Source organism: Flavobacterium arsenatis (genome assembly GCF_031456785.1).
Classification (GTDB): Bacteria; Bacteroidota; Bacteroidia; order Flavobacteriales; family Flavobacteriaceae; genus Flavobacterium; species Flavobacterium arsenatis.
In genome coordinates this window covers 281,122-302,154 of sequence record NZ_JAVDVI010000001.1, presented here as the reverse complement: position 1 = coordinate 302,154, position 21,033 = coordinate 281,122, and the positions used below count along the sequence as shown (strand labels likewise).

21 protein-coding genes are annotated in these 21,033 nt (G+C 37.8%); 5 read left to right on the top strand and 16 right to left on the bottom strand.

Annotated elements, in window-relative coordinates; translation table 11 throughout:
* Window positions 1–27: 27 nt before the first annotated feature.
* Complete coding sequence (locus J2X31_RS01300; protein ID WP_310023761.1) at window positions 28–1,185, bottom strand: 5-(carboxyamino)imidazole ribonucleotide synthase; 1,158 nt, start codon at window positions 1,183–1,185, stop codon at window positions 28–30.
* A gap of 157 nt (window positions 1,186–1,342) precedes the next feature.
* Here J2X31_RS01300 and J2X31_RS01295 point away from each other — a divergent pair, with 157 nt between their 5' ends.
* From J2X31_RS01295 to hemN, 3 genes are all read left to right on the top strand, one after another.
* Window positions 1,343–2,020, top strand: a complete 678-nt coding sequence (locus tag J2X31_RS01295; RefSeq protein ID WP_310023760.1) for a hypothetical protein — start codon at window positions 1,343–1,345, stop codon at window positions 2,018–2,020.
* A gap of 81 nt (window positions 2,021–2,101) precedes the next feature.
* Window positions 2,102–3,922: a hypothetical protein gene (locus tag J2X31_RS01290; protein WP_310023757.1), complete on the top strand. Its 1,821-nt coding sequence runs from the start codon at window positions 2,102–2,104 to the stop codon at window positions 3,920–3,922.
* A 160-nt stretch (window positions 3,923–4,082) separates the two neighbouring features.
* A complete protein-coding gene (hemN, locus tag J2X31_RS01285) occupies window positions 4,083–5,447 on the top strand; it encodes an oxygen-independent coproporphyrinogen III oxidase (RefSeq protein WP_310023756.1) in 1,365 nt (454 codons plus the stop codon).
* A 39-nt stretch (window positions 5,448–5,486) separates the two neighbouring features.
* Here the strand turns inward: hemN and J2X31_RS01280 are convergent, their stop codons facing one another.
* The 13 genes from J2X31_RS01280 to J2X31_RS01220 all read right to left on the bottom strand — a co-directional run bounded on the left by J2X31_RS01280 (window position 5,487) and on the right by J2X31_RS01220 (window position 17,356).
* Window positions 5,487–6,200 (bottom strand): DUF2971 domain-containing protein, encoded by a 714-nt coding sequence (locus J2X31_RS01280; protein WP_310023754.1) that lies wholly within the window; start codon window positions 6,198–6,200, stop codon window positions 5,487–5,489.
* Between the two features lie 68 nt (window positions 6,201–6,268).
* Complete coding sequence (locus tag J2X31_RS01275; RefSeq protein WP_310023753.1) at window positions 6,269–7,006, bottom strand: hypothetical protein; 738 nt, start codon at window positions 7,004–7,006, stop codon at window positions 6,269–6,271.
* 314 nt (window positions 7,007–7,320) lie between these two features.
* Window positions 7,321–8,022: a sulfite exporter TauE/SafE family protein gene (locus J2X31_RS01270; protein ID WP_310023752.1), complete on the bottom strand. Its 702-nt coding sequence runs from the start codon at window positions 8,020–8,022 to the stop codon at window positions 7,321–7,323.
* A gap of 71 nt (window positions 8,023–8,093) precedes the next feature.
* Window positions 8,094–8,543 carry a FixH family protein gene (locus J2X31_RS01265; protein ID WP_310023751.1) on the bottom strand — a complete coding sequence of 150 codons (450 nt, stop codon included), beginning with the start codon at window positions 8,541–8,543 and terminating at the stop codon, window positions 8,094–8,096.
* A 44-nt stretch (window positions 8,544–8,587) separates the two neighbouring features.
* Window positions 8,588–10,009, bottom strand: coding sequence for a cytochrome c oxidase accessory protein CcoG (gene ccoG / locus J2X31_RS01260; protein WP_310023750.1), 1,422 nt, complete (start codon window positions 10,007–10,009; stop codon window positions 8,588–8,590).
* A 90-nt stretch (window positions 10,010–10,099) separates the two neighbouring features.
* Window positions 10,100–11,011, bottom strand: a complete 912-nt coding sequence (locus J2X31_RS01255) for a cbb3-type cytochrome c oxidase N-terminal domain-containing protein (RefSeq protein WP_310023749.1) — start codon at window positions 11,009–11,011, stop codon at window positions 10,100–10,102.
* An 8-nt stretch (window positions 11,012–11,019) separates the two neighbouring features.
* Window positions 11,020–11,190, bottom strand: coding sequence for a CcoQ/FixQ family Cbb3-type cytochrome c oxidase assembly chaperone (locus J2X31_RS01250; RefSeq protein WP_026704373.1), 171 nt, complete (start codon window positions 11,188–11,190; stop codon window positions 11,020–11,022).
* Between the two features lie 6 nt (window positions 11,191–11,196).
* Window positions 11,197–13,386 carry a cytochrome-c oxidase, cbb3-type subunit I gene (ccoN, locus tag J2X31_RS01245; RefSeq protein ID WP_310023747.1) on the bottom strand — a complete coding sequence of 730 codons (2,190 nt, stop codon included), beginning with the start codon at window positions 13,384–13,386 and terminating at the stop codon, window positions 11,197–11,199.
* Window positions 13,387–13,388: 2 nt separating this feature from the next.
* Complete coding sequence (gene ccoS, locus J2X31_RS01240; RefSeq protein ID WP_310023745.1) at window positions 13,389–13,580, bottom strand: cbb3-type cytochrome oxidase assembly protein CcoS; 192 nt, start codon at window positions 13,578–13,580, stop codon at window positions 13,389–13,391.
* A 135-nt stretch (window positions 13,581–13,715) separates the two neighbouring features.
* Window positions 13,716–14,081, bottom strand: coding sequence for a hypothetical protein (locus tag J2X31_RS01235; protein WP_310023743.1), 366 nt, complete (start codon window positions 14,079–14,081; stop codon window positions 13,716–13,718).
* Window positions 14,082–14,104: 23 nt separating this feature from the next.
* Window positions 14,105–14,302, bottom strand: a complete 198-nt coding sequence (locus J2X31_RS01230; RefSeq protein WP_310023741.1) for a YqaE/Pmp3 family membrane protein — start codon at window positions 14,300–14,302, stop codon at window positions 14,105–14,107.
* 27 nt (window positions 14,303–14,329) lie between these two features.
* Entirely contained in the window at window positions 14,330–15,754 is a 1,425-nt protein-coding gene (locus J2X31_RS01225) for a hypothetical protein (protein WP_310023740.1), read from the bottom strand.
* Between the two features lie 171 nt (window positions 15,755–15,925).
* Window positions 15,926–17,356, bottom strand: a complete 1,431-nt coding sequence (locus tag J2X31_RS01220; RefSeq protein ID WP_310023739.1) for a hypothetical protein — start codon at window positions 17,354–17,356, stop codon at window positions 15,926–15,928.
* 321 nt (window positions 17,357–17,677) lie between these two features.
* Between J2X31_RS01220 and J2X31_RS01215 the strand changes: the two genes are divergently transcribed.
* Window positions 17,678–18,391 carry a zinc-dependent peptidase gene (locus tag J2X31_RS01215; protein WP_310023737.1) on the top strand — a complete coding sequence of 238 codons (714 nt, stop codon included), beginning with the start codon at window positions 17,678–17,680 and terminating at the stop codon, window positions 18,389–18,391.
* A 21-nt stretch (window positions 18,392–18,412) separates the two neighbouring features.
* Here J2X31_RS01215 and J2X31_RS01210 read toward each other — a convergent pair whose 3' ends face one another.
* Entirely contained in the window at window positions 18,413–18,916 is a 504-nt protein-coding gene (locus J2X31_RS01210) for a DinB family protein (protein ID WP_310023736.1), read from the bottom strand.
* A 121-nt stretch (window positions 18,917–19,037) separates the two neighbouring features.
* Between J2X31_RS01210 and J2X31_RS01205 the strand changes: the two genes are divergently transcribed.
* Window positions 19,038–19,934 carry a DUF72 domain-containing protein gene (locus tag J2X31_RS01205; RefSeq protein ID WP_310023735.1) on the top strand — a complete coding sequence of 299 codons (897 nt, stop codon included), beginning with the start codon at window positions 19,038–19,040 and terminating at the stop codon, window positions 19,932–19,934.
* Here J2X31_RS01205 and rpe read toward each other — a convergent pair.
* Window positions 19,931–20,593 (bottom strand): ribulose-phosphate 3-epimerase, encoded by a 663-nt coding sequence (gene rpe / locus J2X31_RS01200; RefSeq protein ID WP_310023734.1) that lies wholly within the window; start codon window positions 20,591–20,593, stop codon window positions 19,931–19,933. The two genes, J2X31_RS01205 and rpe, sit on opposite strands and share 4 nt — an antisense overlap.
* Between the last annotated feature and the right edge of the window lie 440 nt (window positions 20,594–21,033).

The following is a 21,033-nucleotide window of genomic DNA, read 5'->3' as shown; positions in this document are numbered from 1 at the left end:
AAGTTGCTAACGGTTACTAAAAACTGATCACTGCCCACTCACCACTCTAATTAATCCTTTCACTTCCTCAGCAATTTTCCTAGCCTTAACAATATCCTCATCCACAATTGTAACATGTCCCATTTTTCTAAACGGTCTTGTTTCACGTTTGCCATAAATATGAGGCGTCACGCCATCAATTGCCAATATTTTTTCGATATTTTCATAAACCACATCGCCAGAAAAACCTTCGGCTCCAACCAAATTGACCATAATTCCGGCCACTTTGCTATCGGTATTTCCTAAAGGTAAATCTAGAATCGCTCTCAAATGGTTTTCAAATTGCGAAGTATAACTAGCTTCAATAGAGTAATGTCCAGAATTGTGTGGTCTTGGAGCGACTTCATTTACCAAGATTTGATCATCCTCGGTTTGAAACATTTCCACAGCCAAAAGTCCAACGTGATTGAATTTTTCCGAAACTTCAAGTGCAATTGCTCGTGCTTTTACCGCAACGGCATCGTCGATTCTAGCAGGACAAATCACATATTCCACCTGATTAGCTTCTGGATGAAATTCCATTTCCACAACAGGATAGGTCTTGATGTCGCCTTTTGGATTTCGAACAACAATAACGGCCAATTCATTTTTAAACGGCACCATATCTTCTGCAATACATTCCACATCTGGAAGATTTTCCAAATCTATTACCGAACGAACGACTTTTACGCCATTTCCATCATACCCAAATTCGGTGCTTTTCCATACAAATGGCAACGGAATTTTTCCTTCCAGACAATGCAAAACCAACGTTTTCAGGTTTTCAAACAATCTGAAATTAGAAGTCGGGATGTTATTATCCTTATAAAAAGCTTTCTGTCTTCCTTTGTTTTGGATGCCACGAAGGGTTGAGGGAGAAGGATAAACCTTGACACCTTCCTTTTCTAATTTCTCTAAAGCTTCTAGGTTTACAAGTTCAATTTCGAAAGTCAAAACATCAACTTGCTTTCCGAAATTATATACCGTATCAAAATCCATCAGGCTTCCCTGAAAGAATTTGTTGCACGCCATTCGGCTTGGTGCTTCTGGGCTTGGGTCTAAAACATAGGTTTGGATATCGAATTTTCGGGTATCTGCCAAGAGCATTTTGCCCAATTGGCCTCCGCCTAAAATACCGAGTTTGAAATCGGAAGAAAAGTAATTCATTGTTGTTGTGTTGTTGTGAGTGCAAATATAGGTATTTAGGATGCAATAGGAAAGTAAGGATTTACAAGAATGGAAGATTCATTTTATAAATTTTTACTAAATCCGAACCACCAGAACACAATTTTCGTAATTTTATAAAATACCTAACCCAATCAATATGCTTTTAAATGTTACTCCGCCAGATGGAGGCTTGCCGTATACCGAAACCAATATGGGATATATTTTTCCAGAACCACTAAACGCCATTACTTCGATTTTCTTTCTGTTTTTGGCAGTTTATTGGACGTTTAAATTGAAAGGACAATTCAGACAACATCTTTTTTTGTCGGCTTGTGTTTTTTTATTGTATATCGGCGGAATTGGCGGAACAATTTACCACGGATTACGCCAATGGAGTTTTTTTATCATGATGGATTGGCTCCCGATTGCACTAATCTGTATCTCTGCTGGAGTTTATTTTTTGGCAAAAATCACAAAATGGTATTTTGCAATAGGAGTAGTGTTCGTCTATATCGGACTAACATTTTACCTGCGACATGAAATCGATGCCAATCTTTTTATCAATATTAATTACGGAATTCTTGGAGCGTTGGTGCTGTTTCCGGTGCTTGCTTTTTTGGCTTACACCAAATTTAAAAATGGCATCTGGGTTGGTTTGGGATTATTCTCTTTTGTAGTGGCATTGTTTTTCAGAATTGCCGATCGATGGGATTGGCTCGACTTCGGAACCCATTTCCTATGGCATGTTTTCGGGGCTGTCGCGGCCTGGAGCATGTTCCATTATATTTATTTGATTAATGAAAAAGAGATAATGGAGAAACGAATTTTATCCTAAACCGCACCTTCTTCGATATGATTTTTATCATATTTTATCCCGTTTCCAAATCTAATATTTGCAGTTATTCAATTTTAAATTATGACTGCAAACACACCGTTACACACTTTTCATATTCCCGTGATGGGACTTGCCTATACGATTGACAGTCCGATTCGGGTGGCCCAATTCGGAATTTCATCCGTCATCTCGATTGTGGATGATGAACTTATCGAAAAGATGAATGCTTTTTACAGCAAGAAATTCGACTTACCGTATCAGGAAATTACTCAGAAAATCCATGATTATCGAGCCGAAAGAATTACTTCCTATTTAAATCTTGTCGATAAAATCGTAAAGGAAAAATTCGAGCATTTTAAAAATGAACTTTCCGAAAGCAAACAGGCAATTTCTGATTTTATGGCAATGCTTCCGAATCAATCTGCTATAAAAAAAGGATTGAAAAATTTTATAGAGGAAGGCACTTTGGTAAAAGAACAGGTGTTGCATTATCTCGAAAATTACCTAACGCCAGGCGAAATCGATGTGAACATTATGACGAAAGTCGATAAGGAAAACTTCATCAAAAACGAAGCTTTGCCTGTTGAGTTCAACGATGCCCATTCGGCTCTTCGTGGTTTCGCAAAAAGTAATCTGAATTCTTCCGTGGTACTTTCGGCAGGAATGAATCCGAGGTTGTACAGCTATTTTGAAAACTTTCCAGATTTCTTTCCAGATGAAAATAATGTCCTCAAAAAGAAAATCATCTTGAAAGTGAGCGATTTTCGTTCGGCTATGATTCAGGGGAATTTTTTGGCGAAAAAAGGACTTTGGGTTTCGGAATATAGGATTGAATCGGGTCTGAATTGTGGAGGTCACGCCTTTGCAACCGATGGTTTTCTTTTGGGTCCGATTATGGAAGAATTCAAAAACAAGAAAGAAGAACTGGTTTCAGGAGCTCATCAATTGATGGTAAAAGCCCTTGAACAGAAAGGTCTTCCAGTTCCAGCTCAACCTTTACATCTGAAGATAACCGTTCAAGGTGGCGTTGGAACTGCCGAAGAACATTCTTTTTTATTAGAACAGTATAAAGTTGATTCTGTTGGATGGGGTTCGCCTTTCTTGCTGGTTCCCGAAGCGACTTGTGTCGACAAGCAAACCCGCGATTTATTGGCGAAAGCCGAAGAAAAAGACTTGTACTTGAGTCATATTTCGCCACTTGGAATTCCGTTTAACACGATAAAAGGCACGACTAACGAAGCCATAAAGCAACACCGAATTACCGAAAATAAAGCAGGAAGCTCATGTCCGAAGAAGTTTTTGGCCTTGAGCCGGGAATACGATGCAAAGGGAATTTGTACGGCTTCGAGAAAATTTCAACAGAAGAAACTAGAAGCTTTGGAAGAAGAAAAGCTGACGATTTCAACCGATTTATACGAGAAAAAGAAAAACGAAATCACTCAAAAAGCCTGTCTCTGTGTCGGATTGACTAACTCATCCTACCTAGAAAATCACATCAAGATAAAAGGCGAAGCTCAAGGCGTTGTTATTTGTCCCGGACCGAATATGGCCTATTTCGACAAGGAAATTTCGCTTCTGCAAATGACACAACATATTTATGGCAATGCCAATGTGATGCTGAACGAAAACCGTCCAAATATGTTTGTAAAAGAACTGCAATTGTATGTCGATTATCTGCAAAAAGAAATCAAAAATACGGTTGAGGCAACTGCCGGACAATTAAAAAAATGGCAGAATTTCAAAGCTAATCTTTTAAATGGAATCGAATATTACGAAGATTTATTTCTAGATAGTATGCATTTCAAAAAAGAAAAAGATGGGATGTTTGAGGCTTTTTATAGTTTTAAAAAAGAGCTACAAGCGATCGAAATTCAGGTTAAACAAGCGGAAGTATGTTGCTAACTTTCACTGAATAATATGCTTTGCGTCTTTGCGACTTTGCGTGAAATCATATCTCGCAAAGTCGCAAAGACGCAAAGCAAAGTTTTATCCCTTATATGATAATTGTCATTTTAAATCTTCCCCTTCCGTTTTACTTTTGAATACTGAAAATAATGCCATTATGAAACATTCCCTCATCCAAAAATACAATGTTCCAGGACCTCGATACACCAGTTATCCAACGGTTCCGTACTGGAATGAAGCCGATTTTGACTATGATAAATGGGTGGCCTCTTTGCGGAAATCATTTGCAGAAAGCAATACTTCCGAGGGCATCAGTCTGTATATCCATTTGCCTTTTTGCGAAAGCATGTGCACTTTTTGTGGTTGCCACAAACGCATCACGAAAAATCATACTCTGGAAGATCCTTACATCAAAGCGGTTTTGAAGGAATGGCATTTGTATTGCAAAATTTTGGGCGAAAAACCCATCGTGAAAGAACTACATTTGGGTGGCGGAACTCCAACTTTTTTCTCTGTCAAAAACTTGGAAGACCTCATCAACGGAATATTTTCGCATGCCACAAAACACCCCGAATGTGAGATGAGTTTTGAAGGCCATCCGAATAACACGACACGCGAACATTTGCAGAAACTCTACAATCTTGGTTTCAGACGCGTGAGTTTTGGCGTTCAGGACTATTCGCCCAAGGTGCAAAAAGCCATCAATCGGATACAGCCTTTTCAGAATGTGGCGAAAGTGACGTTTCAGGCTCGAGAAATTGGGTACACTTCTGTCGGGCACGATATTATTTTTGGGTTGCCTTTTCAGGAGATTTTGGATGTGGTAGATACGATCGAAAAGACCAAATCGTTACTTCCAGACCGATTGGCGTTTTACAGTTATGCCCATGTGCCGTGGATAAAAGGCAACGGACAGCGTGGTTTTAAGGACGAAGATTTGCCCCGTGACGAACAAAAAAGAATGCTCTATGAAATAGGGAAGACCTTGCTGGATAAAAACGGCTACCACGAAATTGGGATGGACCATTTTGCCCTAAAAAAAGACAGCTTATATAAAGCCTTTGAAAACGGCAACCTGCACCGAAATTTTATGGGTTACAGTGCTTCCAAAACGCAGTTGATGATTGGTTTGGGTGTTTCCTCCATTGGTGACAGCTGGTATGGTTTTGCCCAAAATGTAAAGAATTTGGAGGATTATTATCAGCTATTAGAATGGGATAAGTTGCCCGTTTTTAAAGGTCATATCTTGACCGATGAAGATTTAATCATCCGAAAACACATCCTGAATTTGATGTGCAAATTTGAAACGTCCTGGGAAGAAAAAGGTACTTATTTCGAAGAACTTCCAGAAGTACTGCTTCAACTTGCCGAAATGGAAGAGGATGGTCTTGTCAGCATAAACGCCAATTCAATACAGGTTACTGAAGCTGGAAAACCTTTTGTGCGAAATATTTGTATGGCATTTGATTTACGCTTGAAGCGGAAGGCTCCGGAAAGGGAGTTGTTTTCGTTGACGGTGTAGAGGATTGGAGAAATATTTTTTCTATAAATTAAATGGTATTCAAGTATCTTTATGTTGAAACCACAAATTCAGTTGGGATTCTTTTATGTTTTTACTAAAACCTAATTCTTTAATTTTATTTCTCACTTCAGAAGCTAACTCGTTTTTTAACAGAGGATTGATTAGGATGTCAAAAGTCAAATCTTCTGTTTTTCCAATTTTATATCCGTAACCCTCGTCTATATAACTATCTTCATATTTAATTACAAGCCTATATTCTTTTTCATAATTAAATGCATTTTCTTTTCTAAATACAGAATGCTTTACTTGAGTCTTACTTATTCTTTGTTCTTTATAATTAATAAGATTTCTATATTGTACTTTTCCATGGATTAATTCAGGTAAGATTTTAAATTTATTTGTTAAGTTGATTTCTATAAGTTCAATTAAGTATTTTCTTTTAAATCTAATAGCGATATTTTTCCTATCTGCTGTTTTGTTTGAATATGTATCCCACATTGCGACAGACTCTATATCTGCCAAATGCCAACAGCTAACTAATATTTTCTTCTGTCTTTTTTTTAGATCATTATGGTTAAGAGATTTATTTTCAAAATCTGATATTCTAATACATTCCAATTTATCTCCAAATTTATCTGCTCGAGAAAACCAAATTTCCCCACTCTTTAAAAAATCTTTAAGTCTAGAAAGTGGTACAAATTTTATAAGATATTCTTCTTTAATGTCTTTTGTATGATATGGTTCCCAATTCATATTTTTATTGATTTACTTTCTCAATATAGTTTAACTGATATGATATTTTCTTTTTTAGCGGAATTATATTAAAATTTTTTAGAATCTTGTTCAACTTTTTTTGAAGATAGATCTGTTTTTTTGGGTTTTATCACTTTGCTTTTGAATTCTACATAAATAATATATAAATCATTTTTAGTGTTAGATTGATAAAATCTTGTCCTGTTCTTATTGTCTATCAAGTATCCAAGTTGAATATCTTTGTATTTCAAATCCCATCTATACCCCGCAAACTCATACGGTAATCCTATTATTTTTTCATCATATTTATATTGATTCCTTGGATTTGAAAAAGAGCTTTCTCTTTTATCATCTTCTTCAGGATGCTTAACATAAAAGGTCTTGTTTAAGCTTATCGATTTACTATATTTTTTTGTAATCGTATTTTTTAAATCGTTTAGTACTTGTCTTGCCTTTCGTTCAGTGGTTATTTTGGATTGATTTTCAAGCATGATATAAAATAAACCTTCATTAGGTAAACTTTTAGCAGATGTAACAGTATACTCCATGTCATTTATTGTATGACTGTTAGTTTTCGGACTATAGTTCTTGCCAAAATATATATTATCAAAAGCATGCATTTTAACTGAATCAATTATTTTCTCGTCAACTTTAATGTTATTTACAGGTTTTTCAGTTAATGAATCTTTAGTTTTTTTTATAGTATCAATGGATGAATCATTATTTGAAAAATTGCAACTACTGATCACTATTGAGATAATTATTATCACTAAAACTTTAAATTTAATAATGTTATATATTGTCATAATTATTTGTTTACATTCTCGGATAAATGTATATAAAAGAATTTGCAATTCATAAATGAAGGATTATTTTTTATTAAACAGAACTTTTTAAGGAATAAATTCACTTCAAAAGCCTCCCATCAGTAGAAAGATTGTACACATAAATTAATTTCCTAAAAGGGCAAATGATATTTTCAGTACAGTAAATCACTTAAGAGCCTTGACTATGAAATTATTCTTGATTAGTTAAGTTCCGAGTATGGTAATTGAAGTTCCGAACATCAAATTATTCGTTCACAACTAATTCTTTTCTCTTGTTTCTTGCCTCTTTCCTCTCAATGACAATTCGCACTCTCCTGCACAAACAAACTCATGTTAGAAGGCGAAACATAAGGAATTCCAAGTCCCAATCCCCTCAACACAAACAAAACCCCAATGCAAACCGCCACATAAGGAATGGCCTTTTGGATTTTGTTTCGAACTGAAATTGTGATAAAGGATTGTACATAGACTACGGCACTCATCATCGGGATGGTTCCCAGGCCAAACAGAAGCATATACAAAACACCAAGACCAGCATTTTGCATGGCGATAGCACCAAAAAGGGCGACATAGACCATCCCGCAAGGCAATAATCCGTTGAGTAATCCGATGGTGAAAAGTGATTGGTAGCTTCGGTTTTTGAACTGGCTTCCTAGTGCGGTTTTTATTTTGGAAATCAACCTGAAGACGGGTTGGGAGAAATTGTATTTTGCAAAGATTCTTTCGGGAATCAAGACAACGAGTATCATCAAAAGTCCAATAAAGATGGACAATTGCTGTTGGATTCCCGCCAAATAAAATCCCCTGCCAATGAGTCCGAAAACCAATCCGATGGAAGCATAAGCCGTTAATCTCCCTAAATGATAGGTGATGATCTGTGTGACTTTCTTTGCAGGATTGTTTCGCTCCACAGGCAACATCATCGCGATAGGACCACACATCCCGATGCAATGGAAACTGCTGATGAGGCCGAAAAGTAGGGCGGAGAGTAACATATTTTTGTTATAAGTTGTAGGTTGTAAGTTTATAGGTTGAAAACATAGAACATACAACCTATAACATACAACTATTGTAAATAAAGTACTTCCTTAAACTGAAATTCCTTCCCGTCATATTCCCAGTTCAAAGTAATATCCCATCGACCGCCTACCAACTTGTTTTCAGGTATGAGCAAAGTAGAATCAGACAACGAAATCGGAATCTCGAAATCTAATTTTTTGTTAGACGGCCGGTAGAGGGATACTTTTCCTTTGATATTTTTTGGGTTGAATTCGGATGGGAATGTGATTTTTATACCTTTTTCAAAAGCTTCTATTTTTGGTTTCACAGTCAAATCTTCTGCACTTTGAATCTTTTGCATTTCTTCCTGAAAACGGGCATCGTGCTTGTAATATTCTTCCACTACAAGTTCGTTGTCATATTCGGGATTCGATTGCACTTTGAAAACAAAGAACAGTATAAAGGCCATAAACAACCCGAAGGCAATTACGATTGAGGTTCCCCAGTTGATTTTCATCTTACTTATTGTTTATTTTTTATTATTATTTTTTATTGCCATTGCTAATTAAAACTCCTCGGACTTAAAAAATTAGTCGTAGTAGTTTCCAGCAATACATCGCCATTATAAATTCCGATTTCGAGTTTGGTTTTGTCGGTTTCTAGCAGGTATTGATTGATTTCTATAAACAACGTTCCTTGTGTCATTCCTTGGTTCATCACCTTGAAATGTGAGTCACCCACTTTTTTAATTTCTCCCTTGTGGGAAATCAATTTAAAGTGCACATCCTTATAATCCTTCACCGTTTTGTTGACGATTTTATAGGTATAGACATTGCTGATTTTCTCCCCTTTGTGCTGGAACAACTGTCCTGGAAGTCGCAAAACCGTAGCTTCCATATCGTTTCTCAAAAAGAGCATTCCAATGAAAATTCCAATCAAGATGAGCAAAACGGCTGTGTAACCTTTCATTCTGGTCGTGAACTTGAATGGTTCTTTTTTCTCTATTTCATCTTCAGATGCATATCGTATGAGGCCTTTTGGCAAACCAACACTGTCCATGATCGTATCGCATTCATCGATACAAGCCGTGCAATTGGTGCATTCCAGTTGTGTCCCGTTTCGGATGTCGATTCCCATTGGGCAAACGTTTACACATTGTTTGCAATCGATGCAATCGCCTTTTCCGGTAAGACTTCGGTCTTCTTTTTTGTTGAATTTCGCCCGACCTTCTTCCTTTTCGCCACGAACAAAATCGTAGGCCACATTGATGGATTTGTTGTCGAGTAAAACGCCTTGCAATCTGCCGTAAGGACAAGCAATGATGCACACCTGTTCACGGAACCAAACAAAAATAAAATAGAAAACGCCTGTAAAAATGAGCAGTGCAATGAAGTTACTCGACTGTTGTAACGGACCTTCCTTTATCATCAAATAAAGCTGGTCGCTTCCTACCACATACGCCAGAAAAACATTTGCAATTAAAAAAGAAACAATAAAAAAGATGGTCCATTTTATTCCTTTCTTGCGGATTTTTTCGGCATTCCATTCTTGCTTGTGCAAACGCATTTGAGCTCCTCGATCGCCTTCAATCCAATATTCGATTCTTCGGAACACCATTTCAAGGAATATCGTTTGAGGACAAATCCATCCACAGAAAATCCGTCCGAAAACCACAGTAAAGAGAATTACAAATACAATCCCTGTAATCATCAAAATCACAAAAAGATAAAAATCTTGAGGCCAAAATGGAAAACCTAAAATATTAAAACGACGTTCCAAGACATTGAACATCATAAACTGGTTGCCGTTAATTTTGATAAACGGATTGGCTACCAAAATGGCAAGTAAAACATAGCTTACATATTTCCTGTAGTCGTAGAACTTTCCGCTGGGTTTTTTAGGGAAGATAAACTTGCGTTTCCCTTGCTCGTCTATCGTCCCGATGGTATCCCTAAATGCTTCATCATCTCCTACATCATGCATGATTTCTTTGTTTTATTTGCCACAGATTCACAGATTTATTTTTTAAAATCTACACTTAAAAAAATCTGTGAATCTGTGGCCAAATGATTTTTATTGTTGAGCTACTTCTGCTGGTGCTTTTTCCGTTTCATCTACCCAGACATCGCCTTCTGGAGCTTTTGCATCTTTAGGGTTGGTGCCTTTTAGGGAGATGATATAACTCGCCACGTGTTGGATTTCGGTAGGTTTCAAGTTACCTTTCCAGGCCACCATTCCTTTTCCGTCACGTCCTCCATTGCTTATCGTGTGAAAGATGTTCTTGATACCACCGCCTAGAATCCAATTGTCATCCGTAAGGTTCGGACCAATTTGGCCTCCTCCGTCTGGACGGTGACACGCCACACAATTGGTTTCATAAATCGCTTTTCCCTTTGCTAATTCCGATGCTTCGGTCAGGAGGATAACGGTTTTTTCATCCATCATGTCGGGAGCGGTCTTTTTATATTCTTCGATGTCAATCTTGGCTTGAGCCATTTCCTTCTGGAATTCCATCTCCTGATTATCGGCACCCAAGATTTCATACCGAATCAAATAAACGCCTGCAAAAACAATACAGCCATAGAAGAGATAGACCCACCAAGGCGGTAAGTTATTGTCCAGTTCCTTGATGCCATCATAATCGTGATCCAACAAAAGATTGGCTTCGTTTTCAATGGGTTCAGATTTGGTCAATCGCTTCATCAGGTTTTTGTACCACTCGGTTTCGGTCAAGCCGATGTTGGTGGCGTCGTCCAATTGTTTCCGTTGTTCGTCGGTCAGGATGCTGTAGGTCACATTATCAACCGCACTTATCGTGATTTCTATCGCTATCAGTATAAACAGAAAGACAAACAGAAACAGCGTTAGCATTGGGTATTTGATAAAGGCAGGTCGGTCGCCCGAGTCGATAAAGAACTCCATTGCTCCAAAAACCGCAAAGAAAATTACCGGAACCCTAACATATACTGGGATTAATTTTTTCATCACTTTAATTATTTATGGTTCAGTGGAATCTGGCTCAATTCTTCGATCTTCTCTTTCTTATACGAGAAAACCCAGATGCCAAGTGCCAAGAAAAATAGAAAGAAAATCAGCAGGGATAGAATCGGATAAATCTCGACTCCTGCTATGGTTTCCATATTGTGTTTGATTGCTTCGAACATAGTTGGTTATTTTTTAAGGTTGTCTTTTACTTTGATATCGGTTCCGAGTCTTTGCAGATAGGCAATCAGGGCCACGATTTCCCTTTTGTTCATCGGAACAAATTCTTCTCCTTTTGCAAGAGCGACTTTCTTACTGTTTTCATAGCTTTTCACAAAATCGGGATCGGAATGCAGGTTCATCTCTATGGCGGTGGCCTGTTTTAGGATGGCGTCTTGGGCATTTGCAATTTCTTGGTCAGAATAGGGAACACCCAGTTTCTGCATCGTTTTCATCTTGGCTTCAATGTCAGAGAAATCCATTGCTTCATTATCAAACAGCCATTTGTAGCCCGGCATTATGGAGCCAGATGAGGTGCTTTGTGGATCCCACATGTGGTTGAAATGCCAGTTGTCGTTGTATTTTTCTCCAACCCTCAACAAATCGGGGCCGGTTCGTTTTGAACCCCACAGGAACGGACGGTCATATACAAATTCCCCTGCTTTTGATTGTGGTCCATAACGTTCGACCTCACTTCTAAAAGGACGAACCATCTGGGAGTGACAACCCACACAGCCTTCACGGATGTATAAATCTCTTCCTTCTAGCTCAAGTGGTGTATAAGGTTTTACACTGGCAATGGTTGGAATGTTCGAATCGACCATTAACGTTGGCACAATCTGGATGATACCCCCAATCAAGATGGCAACAGTGGCCAAAATGGTCAATTGGATAGGCTTTCTTTCCAACCAAGGGTGGAATTTTTCGCCTTTTATTCTTCTACTGCTGATTTTTTGCAACTCTGGGGCCTCCGCCAATTCGTCTTCCACCTTGCTGTTGGCTCTCATGGTTTGGATGATGTTATACACCAGTACAAACATCCCGAAGATGTACATGCATCCACCAATCATTCTCATCCAATACATCGGCATAATTTGCGTTACGGTTTCCAAGAAGTTACCATACATCAAGGTTCCGTCTGGATTAAATTGTTTCCACATAGAAGCTTGAGCAAAACCGGCCACATACATCGGAAGCGTGTACATGATGATTCCCAACGTTCCAATCCAGAAGTGGAAATTAGCCAGTTTGGTTGAGAACAATGGCCCTTTTGTCATTCTTGGAATCAACCAATAAATCATACCAAAAGCCAAGAAACCATTCCAAGCCAGAGCTCCAACGTGAACGTGGGCTACAATCCAATCGGTAAAGTGGGCGATGGCGTTTACGTTTTTAAGCGAAAGCATCGGACCTTCAAAAGTGGCCATTCCATAACCCGTAATGGCTACGACGAAGAATTTCAAAACAGGTTCTACACGAACCTTGTCCCAAACGCCTCTCAAGGTCAATAATCCGTTAATCATACCACCCCAAGATGGAGCAATCAGCATAATCGAGAATACCACTCCTAGGTTTTGAGCCCAGTTAGGCAAAGCCGAATATAAAAGATGGTGAGGTCCAGCCCAGATGTAGATAAAAATCAACGACCAGAAGTGGATGATGGAAAGTCGGTAGGAATAAACCGGACGGTTGGCCGCTTTAGGAACAAAGTAGTACATCAACCCAAGGAAAGGTGTTGTAAGGAAAAACGCAACTGCATTATGGCCGTACCACCATTGCACCAAGGCATCCTGGACTCCTGCATAAACAGAATAACTTTTCATAGCCGAAACGGGCAAAGCCAAACTATTAAAGATGTGCAAGACGGCAACTGTCACAAAAGTTGCCAAGTAGAACCAGATGGCAACATACATGTGGCGTTCCCTTCTCTTGATGATGGTTCCAATCATATTGATTCCGAAAACCACCCAGATCAAGGCAATTGCGATGTCTATCGGCCATTCCATTTCGGCATATTCCTTTGATGAGGTGTAGCCCATGGGAAGTGTTATGGCGGTTGCAACGATAATCAATTGCCATCCCCAAAAGTGCAGACTGCTAAGAAAATCGCTGAACATTCTGGCTTTTAGCAATCGCTGTAGCGAATAATAAATACCGGCAAACATCGCATTCCCAACGAAGGCGAAGATAACGGCATTGGTGTGTAAAGGTCTCAATCGCCCAAAACTCAACCACGAAATTCCGTCGGTGAGGTTAGGGAACAAAAACAATGTGGCCAATAATAGCCCTACCGCCATCCCAACTACTCCAAAGAGGATGGTAGCATAGATGAACTTCTTTACAATTTTGTTGTCGTAATAAAATTGTTGCATTTCCATGGTTAAACTTGTTTTTCTGCTGTTGTTTGAATTTGTTTTGGTTGTTCTTTCTTGAGCTCATCGTCAAAAAGCATCCTGACCGATGGCGTGTAATCGTCGTCGTATTGGCCTGTTTTTACCGCCGTGATAAATGCGATAAAAAAGCCGATGGCAACAATGATGCTGATGGATATTAATAGATAAATGACACTCATACCTCTAGTTTGTGTCCAGCAAAGTTAGGGTTGGGGTTTGGGGTAAAATATGATATATATCATACTTGGGAGAAAAAGGCAATAAAAAAACCGCAATGTTCTTGCGGTTTGAGAAGGATGAGGTAATAAGTAGAATTATTCTTTCGAGCCCAATCGCTCAAAAGTTTGTGCATCTTTATTTTCGGTAATGTTTTTAATAGTCAATACCTCTTTTTTAAGTACAAGAATGTTGAACGTTTTAGGTCTTCCCATTATGGTCATGGTCAGTTTATTCTTGGTTTTATTGATGCTGTAGCTTCCTTTTATACTTGCAATCAGGTCGCCCGTGTCGCCCTTTATCATTTCCAGCGTTGCAGTGCTGTCTTTGCTGAAAGAGAATATTCCCGTATTAGCCGTATTGGCAAAAGCCTTTTGCTTCCAGGAGCCTATCAATAAATTATAATCCATTGCTGTATCCTTTTGAAAAGCAAACAGTACAAAAAGTAGTAAAAAATGTTTCATAATAAAAAGGGAGGTTAAGTTAATTATTTAGTTTTCATCGCCCGAATCAACTTCCTATTCCGTCTATCAGCCCGCGAATTCTGCAAAGAAATAACCGCCCAAATCGCCGCCGGAATCCATCCAATCAACGTAATCTGCAAGATCAAACATATAATTCCAGTAAGGATTCTACCTCGGAACATAAAGGAGAGAAAAGGGAAGAAGATGGCTATTAAAGTCATACTATTTTATCATTTAATTTTTACAGATTACAAATTCTCCAGCTTCAAATACACCGTTTCCGCTTTCTTATCAAAATAAATATAACGCAAATCCGTATTCGTAAAGCTTGCCGTAAATTCCTTCAAGCTTTTGTTGTCTTTGTATTTTTCCAGATAATCATCTTGGTCAACCGACTTATAAAGTGTTTCCGTCGAAGCATTTTCGTCAACAGTAAAATCCAAATCCACCACAAACTCAATCGGTTTTATCTCACTTTTTTCAAAACCAATCATCGCCAAAGCATCATAATAGGAGGGGTTTGGCCCAAAACCCCTCGGAACCGACTGACGCATCATTTGTTGCTGTTGCCGCATCATTATTTGTTGCTGCTGGAAAATCATCTGCTGGTGCATCATCCAATGGAGATGCCACCAGTTATGGCTGTAGTTATAGGTGGTTTTATTCACACGGTCCAATCGAACCAAAAACTTCGAATCCTTTGTTCTGTTGAAGGTCACGGTTGGTCGCATCGCACTTTTCGCAGCACTTTCAATAAACCTTTGTCGGGTGTCCGAATCAAATTTCTTGCTCAAATCCTTTTGGAGCGACACACTTTTGGAGGCTTTGTTCGTAGTCATGTCAAACGAATTCAAAACCAGATCCTCTTTCGAAACCCCAACCGACAACAGCTTATTTTCAGACACAAACGTATTCTGGTCCTTAATTTCCTTACCATAATTAAAGTCGAAATCTGCAAATTTATAGCCCTTGCTTCCGTCCAGATTCAAGGTCAAGACCTGCGTGTTGCTTTTGTCCTTTTCCGAGGTGAAAATCAGCTTGTCGCCCGAAACATAACCCTTACGTTTAGAAATAGAGCCGTTCTTTACAAACTCATCTTGGTTCACCGCTTCAGGGGTTTCGGTAAAAAACGATTTAAAAAGGTTGAATTCATCCTTTGTAAATTCAAACAAATCTTCTTTTATTTCCTTCGAGTCCGAAAACGAAGTCGTCGTCAGCTTGTTTTTGGTCTTGTCAAAATCAACAAAAAGCGTCCTGTTGCTCAATCGAAAAATATTTTTAGGTTCTTTGAAATCTTTCGTAACGGCCATTTGAAACTTGCCGGTCTTCACGTCAAAGTCAATCCGTTGCAACTCCTTTTTCTTCTCATAGAAATTAGCCAGCGTAACTGTCGAACCATTCCGGTGATACGAAAGCAAGCTCGGAATTTCATCCGCCTCAAAAGTATCCAGCTGCTTCGTCTTCTTGTCCGAATCAACAAACACCGTAAGGATTTCGAATTTTCTGGTATCCGAGTTTTTAGTATACACAAAATGCAACGTAGCATTCCCGCTCAATTCCGCCGAGAGCGTCCCCTGTATCTTCTGATTCTTTTCAATTTTGATGCTATACAATTCATTTGCAAAAGCACATTGAACCAGTAAGCACAAAGCAACAATAAATATTTTTTTCATCTTTGAAGGGTTTATAAAAAATTTTAAAATTATGTTTAAATTATAATTGAGAGGAACAGTGTATTCGTCGTGGCGGAAGTAATCTCCTTCTCGATCTTGTCACCCGGAGTGATCCAAAAGCTTCAGGAGAGGGACTTTAAAAAAACGTCATCCAATCATCTTATTTTTCATCTACTCTTTAAACAAAGTAACCTTATAATAATTATCGTTGTCAGATTCCAGCAACCAAAAACCTTTTGAAGAAACAAAACTGTCAAAAACAATCTCTTTTTTAGCAGCTACTCCGTCTATGTATTTTTTAACTTTTTCATTTAAGTTATACACCATTAACGTATTGATATCACAATATCTGTTTTTTGCCAATTTAGTAACCTCATAAATAGAGGAATGTGCCAACGTCAAAAAGCCACCTTTAGCAACAGGTTCACTGTCCTTATAAACATGCTTTTTAACCGCCCCATTTTCCTTATCCAACAAGAAAAAATGATTGTAATCATCACCCATCCCACCGTTGATAATGAAAGATAAGGTTCTATCATCCATATAATTTTTAATAAAAAGGCTTACACTCTGCCAGGTTTGCCTCTTATTGTTCAAACCCTTCTTATCTTCAATTGCATATTGTTTTTCCCAAATCTTATTTCCTTCTTTATCAAATCGAATCAAGTAGAAACCAGCAGGAAAAGCTTCCATATATAATCCGTAAATATAAACGTCACTAGTAATCGGATCAATAAAATGTTCATTAATTCCTAAATCCAATAGAGGTCCAAGATCACCATAGGTGCTAGATTTTGTAATCGACTGGTTGGGTTGAACAGATATTGCTGTCTTTCCCTCTCTTGTGCTGCATCGAACCAATCCGCCTGTTGGCAGTTCATAGCTGTAGGAATAATCATGAAGCATTTTTCCCTCCAGATCATAAATAGTTCTATACATTGTGCTGCCCGTCATGTCCTTCTTGATGCTTTTAGTAATGAGTTCAAAACTATTGTTGTCCACCAAGTTCACATAGCACCCAGGATTTTTTACTTTTAGTAAATGTTCCCCCTTCAACCGCTGAATATTAGGTTTCTTTAACTGAAAACTTTTCGTAACTTTCTTGGTAAAATCAGTTCTATGCAGGTAAAAATCATCTTTCTCAAAATCAAAACCATTTTTCCCTTTTACATCAAGAATTTTCAGCTGATATTGATTTGTAAATAAGTGCTCATACAATGTAAAACTCCCAAAAAAGTTTTTCATTTCACCAACATCATATTTTTTAGAGTCGATATAATAAGCCACAGTTCTTGGTCCTAATTTCTTTGCTAAATAAATACTCAAGAAATCCATCCCATTTTCCGACATTTCAAGGGAACTAAACTTTTCCCCATCAATAATAATTTGCTTATTTCCATTTTCATCACACATAAACGCTTTATTAAACACACCTCCACCCAAACTGCTTTCAAAAGCCTCACTGATAATAATTTTATTCATCTCAAATGAATAATCATAAGTAAATTTAGGTTTTCCTTTTCCTAAAGTCTCTTCGATAATTGTCGTTTGAGCACTCAACCCTATGCTTGACAATAGAAATAATGATAAAAGTTTATTCATGTTTTATATTATAATGTAAAAATATTTAATTACTCTCCCCAAACATAACAAATTCCTTCAACTGAACCTTAATATTCTCAATAAATCTCAAGATAATTGCAAGAAAATAAATAAATTCAGTATCATTACTACAATAATTTGGGTGTTAAATACTCAATACGAATCAACGGTTTTTTGTATATTTAAAAACCCAAAAACACATCCATGAACATTGGTTTTGCACTCATAAAAATCTCCAGATTACTATATTTTATTGGCTTTTCAGGACTATTGTTCAATAAGATACTCGATCCTTTGTATTTCTTTATTTTTAAAAAAACAATGCTAGTACATTGGTACCCTTTCGGTAAAAAGAAATTACCAGAAAGCCATCGGTTGCTGCTTCAAGAAAATTTCACCTTTTATAAAAGATTGTCAGACTTAAAAAAGTCACAGTTTGATCATAGAGTTTTTAAATTTCTTGAAAAATATCAATTCATCGGAAATGATATTGAAGTAAATGAAGAAAGAAAGACGCTGTTGGCTGGCTACTACGTCATGCTTACGTTCGGAATGAGGAAGTACTTGGTGGATAATTTTCAGAGGATCATCATCCACCCACAGGTTTATTATTCGTCCCAAACTGAGGACTACCACAAAGGCGAATACAATAGGATGCTGAAGGCAGTTGTCTTTTCTTGGGAAGATTTCTTGAAAGGACACCACAACAATCAGGATAATGTCAATTTAGCCTTGCATGAGTTTACCCATGTTCTCCACTGGAACGCCCTCAAGAGCAACGAAATGAGTGCCATTGTGTTCTATGACGAGTTCCGTGAGATGTTTGAGATCTTTAAGAATGAAACCAAGATGAATGCTATAAGGGAAAAAAGCTATTTTAGAGAATATGCCTATGAAAACCAGTTCGAGTTTCTCTCTGTCATCCTTGAACATTTCTTCGAAACGCCTCAAACTTTCAAGACAGAGCTTCCGGATCTTTTTGAGAGAACCCGAAAGATGATCAATTTCGACGAAAAGCTCCTTTATCAGAATTGATTTTGTTGCTATTTGATATCATTAATTTTCCTTTCCGTCTTCATAGGTCGGTCCATACATGCCAGGAACTTTATTTCCGGTAGCTCGAAGATAGACAATCATTTCTCCCCGATGATGGTAAATATGGTTGAAAAGAAAACTTCGTGCCACGATTCCTCTGGGCAAAGGACCTAAAACAACGCGTTCTCCAACCTTCATCGTCCAATCTGCTTTCAGTTTTTCTTCTGTTAGTGTTTTTAGTGCAGCCCTTGCTTTCTCAACATTACTTTCAAAAAGTTCCAACGTAGCTTTTATATCGTTGGTGTCTCCGCGTTTAAGTTCGTCGGCAGCGATGTCATAAACATCTTGAGTAAGTGTGCCAACATACCAATAATATATGGTTGCAATGTGTTGTGCCAATTCACCCATTGTCCATGAAATTTCAGAGGGTTTGTAGCCTAGGTCTTTTTCTGGAACAGCTTGCAATAAATTTCGTGTGCTTTTTACTTCCTGTTCGAATTCTTGTGTGAGGTAGTTCAGTATCATATTTTTATTTTTTTACTTAAAGATAATAAAAATTGAAATAAGCTAAAACGATAATGTCTAATTTTGGGTGATAACAAAAGGCTTTTTTGTATATTTATTACTGTAATCAAAAAATACACAGATGCAATTCGGAAAAGTAGAAAACCCTGCCATCATAGATTTCAAGCTCCCAAAAGATGCTCCACAAACCAAGAAAGTATTGTCAAAAGCAAAAGGAAACGATTTTGAGGTTTATGTTGGTTGTGCAAAATGGAACCGACAAGATCTTAAAGGTTTCTATCCTAGGGGAACAAAAGATGAACTCGCTTATTATTCTACCCAATTCAATTCTATTGAGCTTAATGCGACTTTTTATGCAATGCCCTCTTGGCAACAGGTTGAAACTTGGAAGAATAAAACCCCCGATGATTTTAAATTTTTTCCGAAACTCACCAACACAATCAGTCATTTTAAACGTTTGATTGAAGTTAAGGAAGTCGTGGATGATTTCTGCAATGCCATCAGCAATTTTGATGACAAACTCGGTATGGCTTTCCTGCAACTTCATGATAATTTCAAGCCAAAGGATTTCGAACGGCTGAAAAAAGTAGTAGAGGATTTTCCAAAAGGTGTTCCGCTGGGAATAGAAGTTAGAAACAACGAATGGTTTGAAAATGCCGAAATTCAAGAGGATTTCTGTCAACTTTTAGAAAAACACAATGTAGCCAATATTATAGTGGATACGGCAGGAAGACGCGACATGCTCCACATGAGATTGACAAGTCCGGTTGCTTTCATTCGATATGTTGGTGCCAATCATCCTTCGGATATCGAACGATTAGACGACTGGATTCCGAGGCTAAAAAAATGGAAAGAGGAAGGTTTGCAGCAATTGTATTTCTTCGTGCATCAAAACATTGAGCTCGAATCACCCTTTTTGGCTACAGATTTTATCAAGAAACTGAACAAAGCCCTAAAAACAAATGTCCCGTATCCAAAAAAGGAAACGGGACAGAATGATTTATTTGATTTGGATTAAGAAGCCAATAACTTCTTTAAATCAGTAATAGTTTGTGTTGGATTCTCTGCTTTGAAAACAAAATTACCGGCAACTAGAACATCAGCTCCAGCTTCTGCCAATTGAACGGCGTTTTTGCTGGTTACGCCACCGTCAATTTCAATTAGGGTAGAGGCACCGTTTTTTGTGATGATTTCTTTCAGTTGTTTTACTTTCTTATACGTGTTTTCGATAAAAGATTGTCCGCCAAAACCAGGATTCACGCTCATGATGCAAACCAAGTCGATATCATTGATGACATCTTCCAGTAAACTAACATTCGTATGAGGGTTTATGGCAACTCCGGCTTTCATTCCTTCTGCTTTGATGGCTTGCAAAGTTCTGTGTAAATGTGTCGTTGCTTCGAAGTGAACGGTTAGTATATTCGCTCCCAAATCGGCAAAGGTCTTGATATAACGATCCGGATCAACAATCATCAAATGAACGTCGATTGTTTTTTTGGCATGTCTTGCAATCGCCTCTAAAACGGGCATTCCAAACGAAATATTCGGAACAAAAACCCCATCCATGATGTCAATATGAAACCAATCGGCTTCACTGTTGTTCACCATTTCGATGTCGCGTTGTAGGTTTGCAAAATCTGCGGCAAGCACTGATGGTGCTATTAAGGTATTTTTCATTTTATGCTGAATTTATTTCAGCATCTTTTGATACTGAAATTAGTTAGTGTTGTTTGTGCAAAAGTAAAATTTTAAAGGCAAACGGGGAAGTCTTTTATTTAAAACCTGAATTTTCTATTTAGCACGGATTTGCGTGAAGGATTGAAGTGGAAAGCCCGGAACAAAAAAAGCTCATTTTCTTGAGCCAAAAAAGCGACCAGCGGAAGCTCTTTTTGGGTTTTAGAAAATGGCTTTTTTTGTGAGGACTTGTAACGGAAAGCCTGACCCTTGTGGTCACGCACAAATGATGAGTAAGATATTGAAATAAATTTGTTGAGAATCTGAAACGAGTTCAGATTAAAAAAAAACTCCGGTAATCAGCCGGAGTTTCAATCATCAATCAAAAAACGAACAGTTAATCAGACTGTTGTTGCTTTTACTATATTGGGTAATTAGTGTAA

Excerpts from the sequence above, each read along its gene's own strand:
- J2X31_RS01225 (WP_310023740.1), bottom strand. The coding sequence starts at position 15,754 with ATGAAAAAAATATTTATTGTTGCTTTGTGCTTACTGGTTCAATGTGCT.
- J2X31_RS01295 (WP_310023760.1), top strand. The coding sequence starts at position 1,343 with ATGCTTTTAAATGTTACTCCGCCAGATGGAGGCTTGCCGTATACCGAA.
- J2X31_RS01215 (WP_310023737.1), top strand. The coding sequence starts at position 17,678 with ATGCTAGTACATTGGTACCCTTTCGGTAAAAAGAAATTACCAGAAAGC.
- J2X31_RS01220 (WP_310023739.1), bottom strand. The coding sequence starts at position 17,356 with ATGAATAAACTTTTATCATTATTTCTATTGTCAAGCATAGGGTTGAGT.
- J2X31_RS01255 (WP_310023749.1), bottom strand. The coding sequence starts at position 11,011 with ATGAAAAAATTAATCCCAGTATATGTTAGGGTTCCGGTAATTTTCTTT.
- J2X31_RS01270 (WP_310023752.1), bottom strand. The coding sequence starts at position 8,022 with ATGTTACTCTCCGCCCTACTTTTCGGCCTCATCAGCAGTTTCCATTGC.
- ccoN (WP_310023747.1), bottom strand. The coding sequence starts at position 13,386 with ATGGAAATGCAACAATTTTATTACGACAACAAAATTGTAAAGAAGTTC.
- J2X31_RS01250 (WP_026704373.1), bottom strand. The coding sequence starts at position 11,190 with ATGTTCGAAGCAATCAAACACAATATGGAAACCATAGCAGGAGTCGAG.
- J2X31_RS01290 (WP_310023757.1), top strand. The coding sequence starts at position 2,102 with ATGACTGCAAACACACCGTTACACACTTTTCATATTCCCGTGATGGGA.
- J2X31_RS01265 (WP_310023751.1), bottom strand. The coding sequence starts at position 8,543 with ATGAAAATCAACTGGGGAACCTCAATCGTAATTGCCTTCGGGTTGTTT.
- J2X31_RS01280 (WP_310023754.1), bottom strand. The coding sequence starts at position 6,200 with ATGAATTGGGAACCATATCATACAAAAGACATTAAAGAAGAATATCTT.
- rpe (WP_310023734.1), bottom strand. The coding sequence starts at position 20,593 with ATGAAAAATACCTTAATAGCACCATCAGTGCTTGCCGCAGATTTTGCA.
- hemN (WP_310023756.1), top strand. The coding sequence starts at position 4,083 with ATGAAACATTCCCTCATCCAAAAATACAATGTTCCAGGACCTCGATAC.
- J2X31_RS01210 (WP_310023736.1), bottom strand. The coding sequence starts at position 18,916 with ATGATACTGAACTACCTCACACAAGAATTCGAACAGGAAGTAAAAAGC.
- J2X31_RS01275 (WP_310023753.1), bottom strand. The coding sequence starts at position 7,006 with ATGACAATATATAACATTATTAAATTTAAAGTTTTAGTGATAATAATT.
- ccoS (WP_310023745.1), bottom strand. The coding sequence starts at position 13,580 with ATGAGTGTCATTTATCTATTAATATCCATCAGCATCATTGTTGCCATC.
- J2X31_RS01230 (WP_310023741.1), bottom strand. The coding sequence starts at position 14,302 with ATGACTTTAATAGCCATCTTCTTCCCTTTTCTCTCCTTTATGTTCCGA.
- J2X31_RS01300 (WP_310023761.1), bottom strand. The coding sequence starts at position 1,185 with ATGAATTACTTTTCTTCCGATTTCAAACTCGGTATTTTAGGCGGAGGC.
- ccoG (WP_310023750.1), bottom strand. The coding sequence starts at position 10,009 with ATGCATGATGTAGGAGATGATGAAGCATTTAGGGATACCATCGGGACG.
- J2X31_RS01205 (WP_310023735.1), top strand. The coding sequence starts at position 19,038 with ATGCAATTCGGAAAAGTAGAAAACCCTGCCATCATAGATTTCAAGCTC.
- J2X31_RS01235 (WP_310023743.1), bottom strand. The coding sequence starts at position 14,081 with ATGAAACATTTTTTACTACTTTTTGTACTGTTTGCTTTTCAAAAGGAT.